15 protein-coding genes are annotated in these 16,730 nt (G+C 45.0%); 13 read left to right on the top strand and 2 right to left on the bottom strand.

Annotated elements, in window-relative coordinates; translation table 11 throughout:
- Window positions 1-132 precede the first annotated feature (132 nt).
- From HHK01_RS07910 to HHK01_RS07900, 3 genes are all read left to right on the top strand, one after another.
- A complete protein-coding gene (locus tag HHK01_RS07910) occupies window positions 133-1,560 on the top strand; it encodes a YfcC family protein (protein ID WP_228027510.1) in 1,428 nt (475 codons plus the stop codon).
- Window positions 1,561-1,577: 17 nt separating this feature from the next.
- Window positions 1,578-2,702 carry a M20 family metallopeptidase gene (locus HHK01_RS07905; RefSeq protein ID WP_194241260.1) on the top strand — a complete coding sequence of 375 codons (1,125 nt, stop codon included), beginning with the start codon at window positions 1,578-1,580 and terminating at the stop codon, window positions 2,700-2,702.
- A gap of 138 nt (window positions 2,703-2,840) precedes the next feature.
- Entirely contained in the window at window positions 2,841-3,026 is a 186-nt protein-coding gene (locus HHK01_RS07900) for a hypothetical protein (RefSeq protein WP_170007282.1), read from the top strand.
- Between the two features lie 83 nt (window positions 3,027-3,109).
- Here HHK01_RS07900 and HHK01_RS07895 read toward each other — a convergent pair whose 3' ends face one another.
- Window positions 3,110-3,757, bottom strand: a complete 648-nt coding sequence (locus HHK01_RS07895; protein WP_170007281.1) for a GDSL-type esterase/lipase family protein — start codon at window positions 3,755-3,757, stop codon at window positions 3,110-3,112.
- 202 nt (window positions 3,758-3,959) lie between these two features.
- Between HHK01_RS07895 and HHK01_RS07890 the strand changes: the two genes are divergently transcribed.
- The 6 genes from HHK01_RS07890 to spoVK all read left to right on the top strand — a co-directional run bounded on the left by HHK01_RS07890 (window position 3,960) and on the right by spoVK (window position 11,315).
- Complete coding sequence (locus tag HHK01_RS07890; protein ID WP_170007280.1) at window positions 3,960-4,223, top strand: YciI family protein; 264 nt, start codon at window positions 3,960-3,962, stop codon at window positions 4,221-4,223.
- Between the two features lie 195 nt (window positions 4,224-4,418).
- A complete protein-coding gene (gene mutS / locus HHK01_RS07885; protein ID WP_170008711.1) occupies window positions 4,419-7,013 on the top strand; it encodes a DNA mismatch repair protein MutS in 2,595 nt (864 codons plus the stop codon).
- 27 nt (window positions 7,014-7,040) lie between these two features.
- Window positions 7,041-8,891 (top strand): DNA mismatch repair endonuclease MutL, encoded by a 1,851-nt coding sequence (gene mutL, locus HHK01_RS07880; protein WP_228027509.1) that lies wholly within the window; start codon window positions 7,041-7,043, stop codon window positions 8,889-8,891.
- Window positions 8,854-9,873, top strand: coding sequence for a tRNA (adenosine(37)-N6)-dimethylallyltransferase MiaA (gene miaA / locus HHK01_RS07875; protein ID WP_170007279.1), 1,020 nt, complete (start codon window positions 8,854-8,856; stop codon window positions 9,871-9,873). Before mutL ends, miaA begins: the two co-directional genes overlap by 38 nt.
- Before the next feature lie 65 nt (window positions 9,874-9,938).
- Entirely contained in the window at window positions 9,939-10,166 is a 228-nt protein-coding gene (gene hfq / locus HHK01_RS07870; RefSeq protein ID WP_170007278.1) for an RNA chaperone Hfq, read from the top strand.
- A gap of 198 nt (window positions 10,167-10,364) precedes the next feature.
- Window positions 10,365-11,315 carry a stage V sporulation protein K gene (spoVK, locus tag HHK01_RS07865; RefSeq protein WP_170007277.1) on the top strand — a complete coding sequence of 317 codons (951 nt, stop codon included), beginning with the start codon at window positions 10,365-10,367 and terminating at the stop codon, window positions 11,313-11,315.
- 40 nt (window positions 11,316-11,355) lie between these two features.
- Here spoVK and HHK01_RS07860 read toward each other — a convergent pair whose 3' ends face one another.
- The gene (locus HHK01_RS07860; RefSeq protein WP_170007276.1) at window positions 11,356-11,982 is read right to left on the bottom strand and encodes a trimeric intracellular cation channel family protein; all 627 of its coding nucleotides are present in this window, start codon (window positions 11,980-11,982) and stop codon (window positions 11,356-11,358) included.
- Window positions 11,983-12,094: 112 nt separating this feature from the next.
- Between HHK01_RS07860 and hflX the strand changes: the two genes are divergently transcribed.
- The 4 genes from hflX to glnA all read left to right on the top strand — a co-directional run bounded on the left by hflX (window position 12,095) and on the right by glnA (window position 16,653).
- Window positions 12,095-13,324 (top strand): GTPase HflX, encoded by a 1,230-nt coding sequence (gene hflX, locus HHK01_RS07855; protein ID WP_170007275.1) that lies wholly within the window; start codon window positions 12,095-12,097, stop codon window positions 13,322-13,324.
- Complete coding sequence (locus HHK01_RS07850) at window positions 13,305-14,579, top strand: methionine gamma-lyase family protein (RefSeq protein WP_170007274.1); 1,275 nt, start codon at window positions 13,305-13,307, stop codon at window positions 14,577-14,579. Before hflX ends, HHK01_RS07850 begins: the two co-directional genes overlap by 20 nt.
- A 287-nt stretch (window positions 14,580-14,866) precedes the next feature.
- Window positions 14,867-15,265 carry a MerR family transcriptional regulator gene (locus HHK01_RS07845; protein ID WP_170007273.1) on the top strand — a complete coding sequence of 133 codons (399 nt, stop codon included), beginning with the start codon at window positions 14,867-14,869 and terminating at the stop codon, window positions 15,263-15,265.
- A gap of 50 nt (window positions 15,266-15,315) precedes the next feature.
- The gene (gene glnA, locus HHK01_RS07840) at window positions 15,316-16,653 is read left to right on the top strand and encodes a type I glutamate--ammonia ligase (protein WP_170007272.1); all 1,338 of its coding nucleotides are present in this window, start codon (window positions 15,316-15,318) and stop codon (window positions 16,651-16,653) included.
- Window positions 16,654-16,730: the final 77 nt, after the last annotated feature.

Genomic DNA, 16,730 nt, shown 5'->3' with positions numbered 1-16,730 from the left:
TTAAACGTTTTAGACGTAAATGTCTCACATATTAGTTGTGCAAGCAGCTTACAAGGTAAGAAAATAAAACATTTCGAATACTGAAAAAATCCGTCCATATATATATTTAGAGATAGAAAGGAGATGAAACAGGTGGTAAAAGACAAAAGTGGTCAGAAGGAGAATCAGAAGAAGCGAAAAAGTCTCATGCCGGACGCATTTGTTATTTTATTCGGCTTATTATTACTAGCTGCTATTTCTACGTATTTTGTGCCGGCCGGTTCTTTTGAGAGAGAGACAACGAATAATGATATTACACAGGTGGTTCCGGGTAGTTATTCAACCATAGAGGCGAATCCAGCTTCATTAATGGACCTATTTTTAGCTGTTCAAACCGGATTGATCGATACAGCGAACCTAGTGTTTATGGTACTCATTATTGGGGGGACTGTTGCTGTGTTTGAATATACCGGTGCAGTGAACTCTGGGGTAAATGCGTTAATTCAGCGAATGAAAGGAAAAAAATACGTACTCATCATATCCGTCATTACCCTGTTTGCTATACTTGATACAGCAGGGATAAGCGGTAATGCGGTGATTGCCTTCATTCCAATTGGGATCATTCTTGCCAAAGCGCTTAAGCTCGACGCGATCACCGGGGTGGCCATGGTTTATTTAGGACAATATGTGGGGGTCACCACTGGTACATTTGATCCAGTTATTACAGGCATAGCTCAAGAAATCGCAGAACTTCCGTTGTTTTCTGGTGCGGCACTCAGAGGATCAGCCCTCGTCGTATTTCTCATCGTGACTGTCATATACATCTGTCTGTATGTGAAAAGGATTAGTAATGATCCTTCAAAAAGTTACATGGGGGTTACCCCTTTTGCCGAACTGCCACGAAAAAGTAATACTGATGGATTTGGCCCTTTTACGACGCGCCATAAGATTATTATTCTTGCTTTCTTCGGTTTTCTTGGTGTTTTTCTGTTCGGCGTTTACAGCTGGGGTTGGTCGATCAATGAACTTTCAGCCATTTTTCTCATGATGGCAGTGGCTGTTGCCCTTCTCGCTAAAATATCACCGAACAAGTTAGTCTCTGTATTTATGGAAGGAGCCCGCGGTCTCGTTTACGGGGCATTGGTGATTGGTATGGCACGAGCCATCGTAATTTTGCTCGAGAATGGCTATATTTTGGATACGATTGTCAATTACGCGTTCGGCCCTTTAGAAGCATTACCTACGATGCTTGGTGCTCAGGCATTGTACGTATTCAATTTGCTATTTAATTTATTGGTTACTTCGGGAAGCGGGCAAGCGGTCATCGTCATGCCATTCATTGTTCCGTTAGTCGATATGCTAGACATCACAAGACAAACGGGTGTGCTGGCATTTAAGCTGGGGGACGGTATTACAAATATCATTACGCCAACTTCGGGTGTCCTCATGGCGGTGTTGGCCGTTGGTGGAATCTCTTGGATTAAGTGGTTCAAATTTGTGTGGCCATTAGTTCTTATATGGTCAGTTATAGGAGCCATTTTTGTCGCAATAGCAGTTTTCATAAATTACGGACCGATTTAAACAGAAAGGTGATTTTTGTGGATCCAATTTTAGCGTATATGAAAGAAAATCAGAAGCTCGTACTCAGTGATATGAAGTATATCGTGGAGGGGGATTCACCATCAGGTAATAAACAATTAGTAGACGCCTGTGGCCAGCGAATCCAGACGCTGTTCAAAAAGTATTTTGGTTATAAGGCAGAAGAATGTATAGAAAAAGAGTACGGGAATCACCTCCGTTTTGAGTATGGGGATGGTGATGAGAAACTATTGATTCTATCCCACTTTGATACGGTTTGGGATGTGGGAACTTTACCATATAAAGAGGACGGAAACCGGATATACGGCCCGGGAATTCTCGATATGAAGGGCGGACTCGTGCAAGCGATCTGGGCGTTAAAGGCTTGTAAGGAATTAGACATCCCGCTCAATAAGAAAGTGACATTCCTTTGTACGAGTGATGAAGAGCTAGGGAGTCCCTCAGCAGAAAAACTAATTAAAAGGGAAGCGAAAACAAGTTCGTATGCATTAGTCACGGAGCCTCCAGTGGCAGGTACTGGTGCATTGAAGACAGAAAGAAAAGGATCAGCCCGCTATTATGTTCATATTAATGGCAAAGCGGCGCACTCTGGAAACCATCACGAGGATGGGGTCAGTGCCATCAAAGAAGCAGCTCAACAGATTATTTATTTGGAATCATTAACGGACTACGAAAAAGGAACAACTGTTAACGTAGGTGCTGTAGAAGGCGGAGGTCCGTTGAATGTGGTCGCGGATTCAGCGTCCATTGGGATTGATGTTCGTATGGAGACGGAAGCGGAACAAGAGAGAATTGAAATGATTATGGAAGAATTATCTGCGCAAACAGAAGGGGCTACATTAGAAGTAGAAGGTGGGATTATGAGACCGCCTATGCATAAAAATGAAGACACAGAACAACTGTTCAAATGCGCGAAAAAACTTGCGGATCAATTAGGATTGAAATTGGAAGAAGCCTCGGTTGGCGGGGGGAGTGACGGTAACTTCACTGCTGACTTGGGCGTCCCCACCTTAGATGGACTTGGATCAGCAGGCAGTGGGATTCACGCTAAAAATGAACACATACTGGCAGACCAAGTTCCGTTAAGAGCTGCTTTGTTGTGTAAGTTGATTTGTTCGTTGTAGTGATATAAGCGGAAAAATTGTTGCTATCTGTCTTAAAAGGGTAAATCATAACTATTTTATGAGTATTTACCTACTACCCTCTTTGCAACCTATCCGACTCCTGTACATATACATGTAGCACAGGAAGGGGTGAATTGTGTGCATAGAGATATTGTGTTGTATTTAGCAGCTATTCTATCAGGTTTTGCGTTGATTCGGGTTTCATTAGCAGGGACGCCACTTGCAAGTTTAGATTCTATATTTGCGCTGATCGGCGTATTAGGTGTGCTGGTCTTCTCTGTTGTCATTTTGTTTAAAGCGGTTATGCATTTATTTCATCGGTGAGAACTTGAATACCGTGTCATGAATGTAATCAAATAATAAAAAGGGTTGGCGTGGTAGGAGCTCAGTTCTTGCCACGTGGTCCCCTACCACCCAAGATTGGCAACCGCCCTCGCGATGACCTCATATCCCTTTGCGTTCGGATGAATACTGTCAGCAGACAGAAGCTCGTCTTCATTTCCATTAAACAGTGGAAATATGTCTGCCACTTTTACATGGCGATCTTTAGCAAAAGACTCGATGTGGCGATTAAACTTTTCTACCCATATGTCAGATCCTTCCACCTCATCTAATGGGTTGTACAAGTTGACTAATCGAATCATGAACGGTGTACCGCCCGCTTTGGCTGAATGAATATGCTTTAGAATGGCAGATAAGTTTTCGGTACACTGGTCTAATGCTGCATAAAATACCGACTGATCTTTCTCCTTCAAAAACGTAAGCGCTGCTTGTATTAAATCGTTCCCGCCGGCAGTTATTGTGATGAACTCCGCCTCTTTAATGGTGTGTGTCACCCCAGGATTTTTCACCAAACTTAACACTTCACCAGTAGTAGCCCCACGCCTTGCAAATACATTCAGATAAATGGACTTTTGTAGTGCAATTTCTGAATAACGTAAGTAACGCTCAACGAAGCCAGGATCCATAAATGGAGTTCCTATCCCAACAGTTAACGAATCTCCCAATGCCACGTATGATAGTCTGTCTGCCTCACTTACTGGCCAAGTTAACACCCGATCCCCTCCCACCAATTTCACTGCAACACCGTATAAAGTATGTTTCCAATGCGATTTTCGTGATTTGTTAGGGACGTCATAGTCTTTTTTTAATGTGTAAGGAAATGTTTGAGTTATCGTAACGGTTCGGGGTAGTATTAAGTATCACTACTTTATTCCACAATAGCGCAAAAATAATTCGAAAAGAAGGATGATTTTCATGAAATACTTCGCAGTTCTTTTACCATTGCTCGATAAAGCGAAAAGTGATCAGTTCAGACCACAACACTTATCATTTCTTGAATCTATGAGAAATGAAGGACATGTAGTAGCAAACGGTAGATTCACTGATGGTACTGGAGGACTCGTTATCTACAAAGCTAACTCTTACGAGGAGTGCGAGACCCTCGTACAACAGGACCCATTTATTAAAGAAGAAGCGAGACGGTATGAGATTCGTGAGTGGGATGCCGTGTTTGCCTAAAGTTGTGCTTTGTTAGTGTATTCTTGGATTGTTCGGAAGAAGAAGTAAAACAAAATCAGCTGAATTACCTTTCCAGACCGGGGCGGGAAATGCTAGGAAAAGGATCAAGAAAGAAGCCTATTCCTATGCTATAATAGCAGAATAGTAGGATCGGTAGAAAGGACGTTTTTAGTTGTGACAAAGACATACACCCCCATGATTCAACAGTATTTGCGCATCAAGTCGGAAGTCCGGGATGCGTTTTTATTTTTCCGCCTCGGCGACTTTTATGAGTTGTTTTTTGATGATGCGAAGCGTGCGGCACAGCTGTTGGAAATTACGTTAACTGGACGAGATGGTGGAGATGGGGAGCGTATTCCAATGTGCGGAGTTCCTCATCATTCCGCTCTGACGTATATTGATCGACTTATAGAAAAAGGAGAAAAGGTAGCGATTTGCGAGCAAGTCGAGGATCCGAAGCAAGCGAAAGGGGTCGTAAAGCGTGAAGTGGTCCGCTACATTACTCCTGGAACGAATATGGACAGGTCTTCGATACAAAATGAGGAAAATCATTACATAGCTTCTGTTGCCTTTTTGAATGAAGGGATCGGCTTTAGTTATAGCGATGTAACGACTGGAGAGTTGAAGGCGACCGAGCTTCAGACAGCAGAGGATGTATTGAACGAGCTGTCGCAGGCGAAGGCAAAAGAGCTTTTGGTCGCTTCCGCTGATTTGTCGCACCCAACGATCCAACAGGCGAAGAAGCAATTTGGATTAACGTTATCGGTAGAAGACAATGTAGAAACCGAAACGGTGTCTCATTCTAAACTGCCTGTCCAATCCGCAGTTGGCCGTCTTTTACACTATATTAAACGAACGCAAAGACAATCGTTCGCCCACATGCAACAGCTACAATATTACGAGGTGCAACACACGCTCAGACTTGATCGGGAAGCGGTGCGAAATCTCGAACTCGTAGAAACTCTTCGTAACAAAAAGAAGCAAGGTTCTTTGTTTTGGCTACTTGATGAAACGAAAACAGCGATGGGAAGTCGGAAGCTGAAATCATGGTTACTACGACCGCTCATCTCCAAAGAAGCGATCAGAGCTCGGCAAGAAATGGTTGCGAGTTTAAAAGAAGCGTTATTTACGAGAGAAGACCTTCGGGAGGCGTTTACTTCCGTTTACGATATCGAAAGGCTCGTAGGACGTGTCGCCTATGGGAACGTCAATGCGAGAGAGTTTGTCCAGCTTCGGTCATCACTTGAGAAAGTGCCCCTCATCGCTAGTCTGCTTGAGGATATCGGGGGGGTGGCTAAGGCGTATGTAACACAATTGGATGCGTGTGAAGACATTGTCGAACTCATCTCCAAAACACTCGTTGACGATCCACCGGTTAGTGTAAAAGAAGGAGATGTCATACGCGATGGCTTTCATGAAGGTTTAGACAAGTATCGTTTTGCAAGTCGCAACGGAAAGACATGGATTGCTGAACTAGAACAGAGCGAAAGAAAGCTAACAGGCATTCGTTCACTCAAAGTTGGCTACAACAAGGTGTTCGGTTACTACCTTGAAGTGACAAAGGCGAACCTCCATTTACTCCCAGATGGACGTTATGAGCGCAGGCAAACGTTAACGAATGCCGAGCGATTCGTCACACCAGAATTAAAGGAAAAAGAAGCACTCATTTTGGAGGCACAGGAAAAAAGTGAGGAGCTCGAATACTCCCTTTTCCTTAATCTTCGTGAACAAGTAAAAGTACACACGGTCCGTTTGCAGCAATTGGCAAACGCACTAAGTGAGATTGATGTGTTGCAAAGCTTCGCAACGATTGCCGACAAGTATCAGTTCACGCAGCCGGAGTTCTCCGCCTCCCGCTCCATGCAAATTACCGATGGACGCCACCCGGTTGTGGAAAAAGTGCTCGGAGTAGAAACCTTTGTTCCGAACGATTGTCGCATGGATGAAGAAAGGGAAATGTTGCTCATCACGGGTCCGAACATGGCAGGAAAAAGTACGTTCATGCGACAAATAGCGCTCACTGTCATTTTGGCACAAATGGGTTCCTTCGTCCCTGCATCTCGCTGTGAGCTACCTGTTTTTGATCAAATCTTCACTCGTATCGGAGCTGCCGATGATCTCGCTTCGGGTCAGAGTACGTTCATGGTCGAGATGATGGAAGCAAACACGGCTTTACAGAGAGCTACTAACAACAGTTTAATTTTGTTTGACGAGATTGGACGAGGCACGTCGACGTACGATGGAATGGCACTTGCTCAGGCAATGCTTGAGTACATTCACGAACAAATTGGCGCAAAAACGCTTTTCTCTACACACTATCATGAGCTCACTAAGTTGAGCGCGGAGTTGTCCCGCTGTGCAAACATTCACGTGAAAGTGGTCGAAGAAGATGGAAGCGTAGTATTTCTGCACAAGCTGGAAGAGGGGGCTGCTGATCGCAGTTACGGAATCCACGTCGCCGAGCTTGCTGCTTTGCCAGTAGGAGTTATTTCACGTGCCAAAATTGTGTTGTCGCACCTGGAAAAAGATCAAACTACGAAACAGATGGATACGTACAATATTCTAAAACAAGCCGAAGTGAACCAAGCAGTTCATGAAGTGGCATCCACCTCTTCCGATGAACAGCTGTCTTTATTCGGGGAAAAAAATGAACAGCCATCGCGAAAACGTAAAACAACGTCAAGTCAAGAGCGCGTATTACAGAAGCTCTCCTCGTACGCTATTTTAGAAATGACACCAATGGATGCGATGCAAGCACTGTACGAATTGCAAAAGCAGATGAAGTCGTAAAACTTGCAGGTAGGGAGGTTATCTTACGTGACAACGCGAAGACCTATACGAGAATTAGGGGAAGCACTCGCTAATAAAATTGCTGCTGGAGAAGTTGTAGAGCGCCCAGCCGCTGTCGTGAAGGAGCTTGTAGAAAACGCTCTTGATGCCAAAGCGAAAACGATTACGGTTTCTTGTCAGGAAGCTGGTTTACAAGAAATTCGGATAATTGATGATGGGGTTGGGATTCCACAAGACGAAGTGCTCACAGCGTTTCAACGTCATGCGACGAGTAAATTAGAACACGAGTCTGACTTGTTTCGGATTCGGACGCTTGGTTTCCGCGGAGAGGCGTTACCGAGTATTGCTTCGGTGAGTAAATTCACGTGTCGCACTGCCTACATAGAGGAAGAAGCGGGAACAGAGCTCACTTTCGAAGGTGGGCGTTTACTCACACACAAAAAAGCAAAAGCACGAAATGGAACGGAAATGATCGTGCGCCAACTATTTTACAACACACCTGCACGTCTGAAGTACGTGAAAACTGTCCATACTGAATTAGGACATATTACGGATATCATCAATCGCCTCGCACTTAGCTTTCCTCACGTTTCCTTTCGATTAGTACATAACGGGAAAACGTTGCTTCATACGAATGGAAACGGCCATGTTCAGCACGTATTGGCAGCTATTTACGGAGTAGAGACGGCGAAAAAGTTTCATAAGGTTGAAGCGAATAGCCTCGACTTTTCACTTGAAGGGTGGATAAGTCACCCCGATGTGTCACGGGCGTCTAAACAAGGTTTGTCGGTATTTGTGAATAGTCGGTACGTACGTCATTACGGCATTCAACAAGCCATTCTCGATGGTTACAAGACAAAAATGATGATTGGCCGCTTCCCCCTAGTCGTTTTGCAAATTCAAATGGACCCCGTTCTTTTAGATGTGAACGTTCATCCCTCTAAACTCGAAGTGCGATTTAGCGAGGAAGAAGAGGTGAAGTCATTCGTCTCTAAAGGCATTCTGTCCGTATTGTCACAACAAGCGTACATCCCACAAGTATCTGAGCCGATCAAGCGTAAGTCTTCTGAGCAAAGCGCTTTCCGGTTTTCAACTGATTATGCGCCTCCGACTTATACGCCTGAAGAGACGAAGACAGAGGAATTTCCTTCTGCTGAAATCATTCGCGAAGGAGGAGAGGGTCACTTAGTAGAAGGGCAAACTGATCCAATAGTATATGCGGTATCTGAAGACAAAGGAATGAGTGTCACGGATCAAGTAGCTGTCACACAAGAGGAGACCGTACCTACTCATGCACTCCACGACGCCGACATCATCGGTCAGCTTCACGGTACTTATATTTTAGCTGAGAATGCATCTGGCCTATTTCTCATCGATCAACACGCTGCTCAAGAGCGTTTGAAATACGAATTTTATCGTGACAAAATAGCTGAGGTGGATAACACGCTACAAACGTTGCTCTTTCCTTTACAGCTCGACTTGACAAATGATGAAGCGCAGCGCTTACCTGACATTACACCTGTGTTGGAAAAGGTGGGGGTTTTCCTCGAGCCTTTTGGTGCGTCAACGTACATTGTAAAGGAACACCCAACATGGTTTCCACCAGGGTTTGAGCGGGAGACAACCGAGGAGCTTATTCAGATGGCGTTCGCTAGAAGATCCATTGATATTGCCCATTACCGGGAAGAGGCGGCTATACTTATGAGCTGTAAGCAATCGATTAAAGCAAACCATAAGCTCAGGCGTGATGAGATGGAACGCCTTTTATACGACTTACAACGGGCGGAAGATCCGTTCACGTGTCCGCACGGAAGACCAGTTACGGTTCATTTAACGACGTATGAACTGGAAAAATGGTTCAAGCGTATACAAGATTAGAAGATTGGAACCTGTAGCAAGAAAGGCGGAAACAAAAGTGAGTCAACAACCACTTGTCATTATCGTTGGACCGACGGCTGTTGGGAAAACAGAGAGTAGTATTCAGCTCGCGAAACAGTTCCATGGTGAAATTATAAGTGGTGACTCGATGCAAGTGTATCGTGGAATGGACATTGGCACCGCAAAAGTGAGCAAAGGCGAGCAAGAAGGAATTCCGCATTATCAAATCGATACAAAGGATCCGACAGAGTCGTACTCAGTAGCGGAATTTCAAACGGAGGTTCGCCAGCACATTGACAACATTTTTCAACGGGGTCATATGCCTTTTCTCGTTGGTGGCACGGGACTTTACGTGCAGTCAGTCGTGTATGATTATCGCTTTGGAGACGAAGTGGATCTCACTTTGCGAACGGAATTAGAAGAGCGCGCCACAATCGAAGGGATCCAGACGCTATGGCTGGAATTACAACGTCTCGATGATGAACGAGCGCAAAAAACACACCCGAACAATGAACGCCGCGTCATCCGTGCATTAGAAAGTGCGATCAAAGGACAAACGATGACCGACCGCGAGCGAACCGATTTCGCAGACCCTCTTTATGATTGCATTTGGATTGGTTTGTCGATGGAGCGGGAGCGTTTATACGATCGAATTAACAGACGGGTAGATCTCATGGTGAAGAACGGGTTGTTAGAGGAAGCTCGTCGACTATACGAACAAGGTGTCCAACATACACAGGCAGCCCAAGCGATCGGTTATAAAGAGGTCTTTCTTTATTTAGACGGTATTTGGTCATGGGAAGAAGCGATCGAACAAATTAAAGTCCGCTCACGAAGGTTTGCCAAGCGTCAGCTCACGTGGTTTCGCAACAAAATGCCGGTGCAGTGGTTTGATATGACGGAACACCGCCCAGAAAAACTTCAGGAAATGATGAATTTTGTGGAAGGGGAATTAGAAAAAAGGGCGAATAGTTTAAAGTGAGTCCAATAGATCTGGACTTTTGCCATGACAAAGTCCGTTATAGAAAAGAGGAGGACGAAAAGTAGATGAAGCAACCTGTGAATATTCAAGATCAATACTTAAATCAATTGCGGAAAGACAACATTTCTGTCACAGTCTTTTTGACAAATGGTTTCCAATTAAGAGGGCTTGTAAAAGGGTTTGACAACTTTACCGTACTCTTTGAAACAGATGGAAAGCAGCAACTAGTTTTTAAGCATGCTATCTCCACTTTTAGCCCACAACGAAACGTGAAAATTGAGCAAGATAGTTAATTTCCGCACGGTTTTCTGTCCATGATTTGAGCTTTTTTCGAGGAGCAGACTCAATTTGTCTGCTTCTTTTTCGTTCTCTCGTTAATGCCAAGCACATTGTGTGAATATAGATAAGTAAAGTAGGCGTAGAGAGTGACTTTTTTGGCCTATATTTCCTGCCAAAAAGAGTGAAGCTAGGGGAAACGGTGAGGTGACTTCATGGATCAACCCATTCGGTTAAAAAATAATGGACAAATCAACATTGTACTCAACTCGCAAAAGCGACACGCGTACCCGAAAGAAGGCGAGCGAGGGACGCTCACTCAAAAACAACGAAAACAAGCGACCACCGAAGAGCTAGATGCGTTGCAAGCGTTGGAGAGGGAACTCGATCAACTCGTTGGCCTAAGCGAAATGAAAAAGATCATGAAAGAAATATACGCTTGGATTGTCATTAATAAGAAGCGTCAAGAAGCCGGTTTAAAACCTGGAAAACAGGCATTACACATGTTGTTTAAAGGGAATCCGGGAACTGGAAAAACGACAGTGGCTCGATTAATTGGGACGCTGTTACAGCGAATGGAGGTATTGAGTAAAGGACATTTAATTGAAGCTGAGCGTGCAGATCTAGTTGGAGAGTACATTGGTCATACTGCACAAAAGACACGTGACCTAGTCAAAAAGTCATTAGGCGGTATTTTGTTTATTGACGAAGCCTATTCATTAGGTCGCGGTGGCGAAAAGGATTTCGGAAAAGAAGCGATCGACACGCTTGTGAAGCATATGGAGGATAAGCACCAAGAGTTTGTACTTATTTTGGCTGGATACAAAGAAGAGATGGACCATTTTCTTACACTCAATCCAGGTCTTTACTCCAGATTTCCGATCGTCATCGACTTTCCTGATTATACGACGAAAGAATTAATGGAGATTGCGCAAACGATGCTCGACGACAAAGAGTATGTGTTTAGCCAAGAAGCCACGCGGCAATTCCAAGCGCACCTAGAAAATGTCCAATCGCGCGAGTCGAACAATCACTTTAGTAATGGTCGATATGTACGCAACGTGTTGGAAAAATCCATCCGTGCGCATTCTATGAGATTGTTAACTGAGCAAGAATTTGACCGCGCAGAGCTGATGACGCTGAGGAGCCTTGATTTAAAAATGTAGATGAAAACCCCCGACTCCAGTTTGTGTTCGGGGGTTTTCATTACGGAGAATTCGTCATATTTCGTATCACATTTCGACTTGGAAGCCGCCATTTGTATAAAAACGAGTAAATACGTAAAACAGTAATGAGTACGAAAAGGGCAAGTAAAATGATGTCTGACGTAAATACATCGAATCCAAATCCAATCACGATTCCAGCAAGAGCAGCCCATAACGCATAAATTTCGTCGCGAAATACGAGTGGCTTTCTACCTGCCAACACATCTCGCAATAGACCCCCTCCGCACCCTGTAAGGACTGCGGCGAACAATAGTGCCACAACCCCGAGTTCCATTTGACTAGCGTACAAAGCTCCCTGAATGGCAAAAGCGCTTAGTCCGACAGCATCAAATGTTTGCCCCCAGCGTCTCCAGCCTCGATCCACTGCATAAGGAAAAAGAATGACGACGGTAATAACTAGGAAAGCAGTAGTAAATAATACGCCTTGTTCCCATATTTGCGATACTGGGATGCCTAACAGTAAATTCCGAATGGCCCCTCCGCCAAACGCGGTCACAATGCCTAAAATATAAATGCCAAAAAGATCATATTCTTCTTCAATGGCAATGAACGCTCCACTAATAGCAAACGCAACAGTTCCGATAAGATTCAACATTTCCCAAGCCATAGGCGCCCACCCTTTCTTATGGTAAGATAAAGGGTACTATGAAATTCAGCAAACCAGAATTTATTGTAACACGCTAAGGAACACTTTGGTAGATTAAACAAGAGGTGAGTTCATGGAAGAACGTGTCCTATTAGTAGGCTGTCAAACGCAGCAAACGGAAGATGAATTTTTTCAGTCAACAATGGCAGAGTTAGAGGCGCTTGTTAAAACAGCAGGGGGCGTCGTGACAGGTACTCTTACGCAAAAACGAGAACGGATTGAATCGGCCACATACATAGGGTCAGGAAAGATTGAAGAGCTCGCTTTTTTAGTTGAAGAAACGGAAGCGGAACTTGTTATTTTTAACGACGAGCTCACACCGAGTCAAATTCGGAATTTGTCGCGCGAGGTCGAGGCGCGTGTTATTGACCGCACACAGCTCATTTTGGACATCTTCGCTCAGCGTGCGCAGACAAAAGAAGGAAAGCTACAAGTAGAGCTCGCCCAACTAGAGTATTTACTACCACGCCTAGGTGGCCAAGGGATTGCCCTCAGCAGACAAGGGGGTGGAATCGGTGCAAGAGGCCCTGGGGAAACCAAGCTAGAAACCGATCGCCGCCACATTCGTGAACGGATTACCGAAATGAAACGTTCTCTACACAGTGTCCAAACAAATCGGGAACTACACCGCGAGAAACGGCGAAAAAGTGATGTGTTCCATGTAGCGATTGTCGGCTACACGAACGCCGGAAAGTCTACGACGTTTAATCAGTTAACACAAGCAGATGTTTTTGAAGAAGATGCCCTTTTTGCCACTCTCGACGCCACAACCCGCAAATGTAAATTGCCATCAGGGACTACGGTCATTTTGTCAGACACGGTTGGGTTCATCCAAAAGCTCCCCACAACGCTCATCGCTTCTTTCCGCTCTACCCTTGAGGAAGTGTTGGAGGCAGACGTGTTATTGCATGTGGTGGATGGAAGTCATGAACAGTTCAACCAACAAATTCAAACCGTGCACAAGATTTTGCAACAGCTCGGTGCTAGCCAGATTCCAGAGGTACTCGTGTTAAACAAAAAAGACAAGATGACAGAAGACTGGGCTGGTGGGAGTAGTGCGTTCCGAATGAGTGCACTAGATCCCGATGATATTGCTCATGTTAAACAATTACTGGAACAGGCGTTGTCTGCCATGCTCGTTCCGTATGAAAGAGAAGTCCCATCAGATGAAGGTGGTATTTTAGCCAAACTTCGCAGAGAAACCGTCGTCTCGTCCATGGACTTTGAAGAGCAGACAAACATGTACCGAGTAGCAGGATTTGAACGAAAGAAGGAAGCATCGCATGACATGGAATCGTATTAAATTTATTGAGTCAATCGAATCCACTTTTGTACAAATCTTTAAACGGATAGACGAGATTGCGTACGACAATCAAGCGCGAGTGTTGCGAGCATTCCAGCGGGCTAAAGTGTCTGAGGCACATCTAGCTCCATCTACAGGTTACGGCTATGATTGTTTAGGAAGAGATGGGTTGGAGGGCGTCTATGCCGACGTTTTTGGTGCGGAAGCTGCCCTCGTGCGACCGCAGCTGATTTCTGGGACACACGCGATTGCGACCGCACTGTTCGGTTTGCTCCGACCAGGTGACCATTTTGTATCCATTACCGGCGAGCCATACGATACGCTGACCCCGATTATCGGTCAGAAAATACAGGCGACTGGTTCGCTCAAAGAATTCGGTGTAACGTACGAGGCTGTTCCGCTTTTAGACGGCTGGACACCCGATAAGGAAGCGATTATAGCAGTGTTGCAAACACAACCAAGACTCATCGCGATCCAACGATCAAGAGGATATGCGAACAGACCTTCCTTTACTGTAAAACAAATTGAAGAACTGATTACGCTCGTGAAAACGATCAGCCCAGAAACCATTTGCTTTGTAGACAACTGCTACGGCGAGTTTGTGGAAAGCGAAGAGCCGACTCATGTCGGTGCAGACATAATGGCAGGCTCTCTCATTAAAAATCCTGGGGGAGGACTTGCAAAAACGGGAGGCTATTTAGTCGGGGAAGTGGGGCTGATAGAAGCCTGTGCCGCCAGACTCACGGCACCTGGTATCGGTGCACAAGTAGGACCCAACCCAAGCGGCTACACAGACTTTTTCCAAGGACTATTTATGGCACCACATACGGTAGCACAAGCAGTAAAGGGCGCCCACTTCACGGCAAAAGCAGTCGAACACTTTGGCCTAGATGCATCTCCACACAGTGGCGAGGTGCGGACCGATCTCGTACAATCCGTGACCTTTCATGATGCCAAACGCATGATTGCCTTTTGCCAAGCGATTCAACACGCTTCACCTATCAATGCACACGTCACACCCTACCCAGGATACATGCCTGGCTATGAAGATGATGTCATTATGGCAGCAGGTACATTCATACAAGGGGCTAGTTTAGAGCTGACTGCCGACGGACCGATCCGCGCGCCGTATACTGCGTTCATTCAAGGTGGCTTAACGTACGAACATGTGAAATACGCGATTTGTTCTGCTTTGGAGACGTGTTTGGAGAAGGGAACTTTACAACAAAAAGAACCAGCAAAGGGACTCTCGTAGTCTCTTTTTTCTGTGGAAAAGGGGCGGAGTTACGCAGATTCCTAACATCATTATCTATCCCGTTAGAAAACAACTTCGAATGTTGCTTTATAAACTACTACATGGGGCTCCACTCGCACCGCCTTGATCACAACGCAACTGCTTTGTGATCCGTTTCCATGCATGGTTGCGTGCTGCGCTCATAATGTTTTCTGTTGGGGAAATATTTTGTTAGAAAACCTAACATTCGTTTGACATTATTTCTAACACGACATATAATGTGTTTGAAGAGGAAAGGGGAATGTACAATGTCATCGAAGGAAATTCGTAAATCGATGCCACTGTTTCCTATTAGCATTGTGATGAAACTAACGGATTTATCCGCTAGACAGATTCGGTATTATGAAGAGCACGGACTTGTCGCGCCAGCACGGTCCCAAGGGGGGAAACGGTTATTCTCCTACCAGGATTTAGATATTTTGCTAGAAGTGAAAGATCTTTTGGATCAAGGCGTTAACCTCGCGGGAGTCAAAGCTGTTTTTAAGCAACGTACAGACCAAATGAAGGCACATGTGATGCCTCATGCTGAAACGAAAAAAGATTTATCAGATCGAGATTTACGTAAGTACTTACGTCAAGAAATGATGGACCCGTCCCGACCACGGGGCACATTGCGTCAAGGGGATTTATCAAGGTTTTTCCATTAAGAGACATCGAAAGGGTACACCCTTTTGCCAATTTAAGGAGGAAGAAACGAATGGATAAGTTTTCCAAAGAAGATATTATGCGTTTGGCTGAAGAACAAAATGTGAAATTTATTCGTCTTCAATTTACAGACATTTTAGGGACGATCAAAAACGTGGAAATCCCACTCAGCCAACTTCCGAAAGCGCTCGATAACAAAATGATGTTTGACGGATCTTCTATCGAAGGTTTTGTTCGCATCGAAGAGTCTGATATGTATTTATTTCCTGATCTAAACACATGGGTTGTATTCCCGTGGACTGCTGAAAAAGGAAAAGTAGCGCGTCTCATTTGTGATATTTATAACCCAGATGGCACTCCTTTTGAGGGAGATCCAAGAAATAATCTGCGTCGTGTCCTAAAGGAAATGGAAGCGCTCGGATTTACAGACTTCAACCTCGGACCAGAGCCGGAATTCTTCTTGTTCAAATTGGACGAAAAAGGAGGTCCAAGCCTGGAGTTAAACGATAACGGTGGCTATTTTGACCTAGCCCCAACAGACCTGGGGGAAAACTGTCGCCGTGACATCGTGCTGGAACTAGAGGAAATGGGCTTTGAAGTAGAAGCTTCTCACCACGAAGTCGCACCGGGTCAACACGAAATCGATTTTAAATATGCAAATGCGCTAGAAGCGTGCGACGACATCCAAACGTTCAAACTTGTCGTTAAAACGATTGCGCGCAAACACGGACTGCACGCAACCTTTATGCCTAAACCATTATTTGGCGTGAACGGAAGCGGTATGCACTGTAACCTATCACTCTTTAAAAAGGGTGGAGTTAACGCATTTTTCGACGAAAGCGGCACACTCCAATTGAGCGAAACCGCGAATCAATTTTTGGCTGGTGTTTTGAAGCACGCTGTCAACTTCACTGCCGTCACAAACCCAACAGTGAACTCATACAAACGTTTAGTACCAGGATACGAAGCACCATGTTACGTAGCGTGGTCTGCACGCAACCGTTCTCCACTCATTCGCATCCCAGCATCTCGTGGAGTGAGTACACGCGTCGAAGTACGGAGCGTAGACCCAGCAGCCAACCCATACCTTGCGATGGCCGTATTGCTCAGCGCAGGTCTTGACGGAATCAGAAACCAATTAGAAGCACCGAAACCAGTGGATCGCAACATTTACGTCATGTCAAAAGAAGAACGCCTAGCAGAAGGCATCGTAGATCTTCCGGCAACATTATACCAAGCGCTGGAAAACCTACAATCCGACGAAGTCATGACAAAAGCCCTCGGCGAACACATCCTTGAACACTTCATCGAAGCGAAGGAGATTGAATGGGATATGTTCCGTACGCAAGTACATCCATGGGAAAGAGAGCAGTATATGCAACAATTCTAATAAAAAACCCCCCTTGAGGCTCTAGGCTTTAAGGGGTTTTTCTTTGGAAAGAGAACCAACGAATGGCTCCTTAACAT

This window comes from Bacillus fonticola, from assembly GCF_012955605.1.
GTDB lineage: Bacteria > Bacillota > Bacilli > Bacillales > JC228 > Bacillus_CG > Bacillus_CG fonticola.
This window is presented reverse-complemented; position numbering and strand designations above follow the sequence as displayed.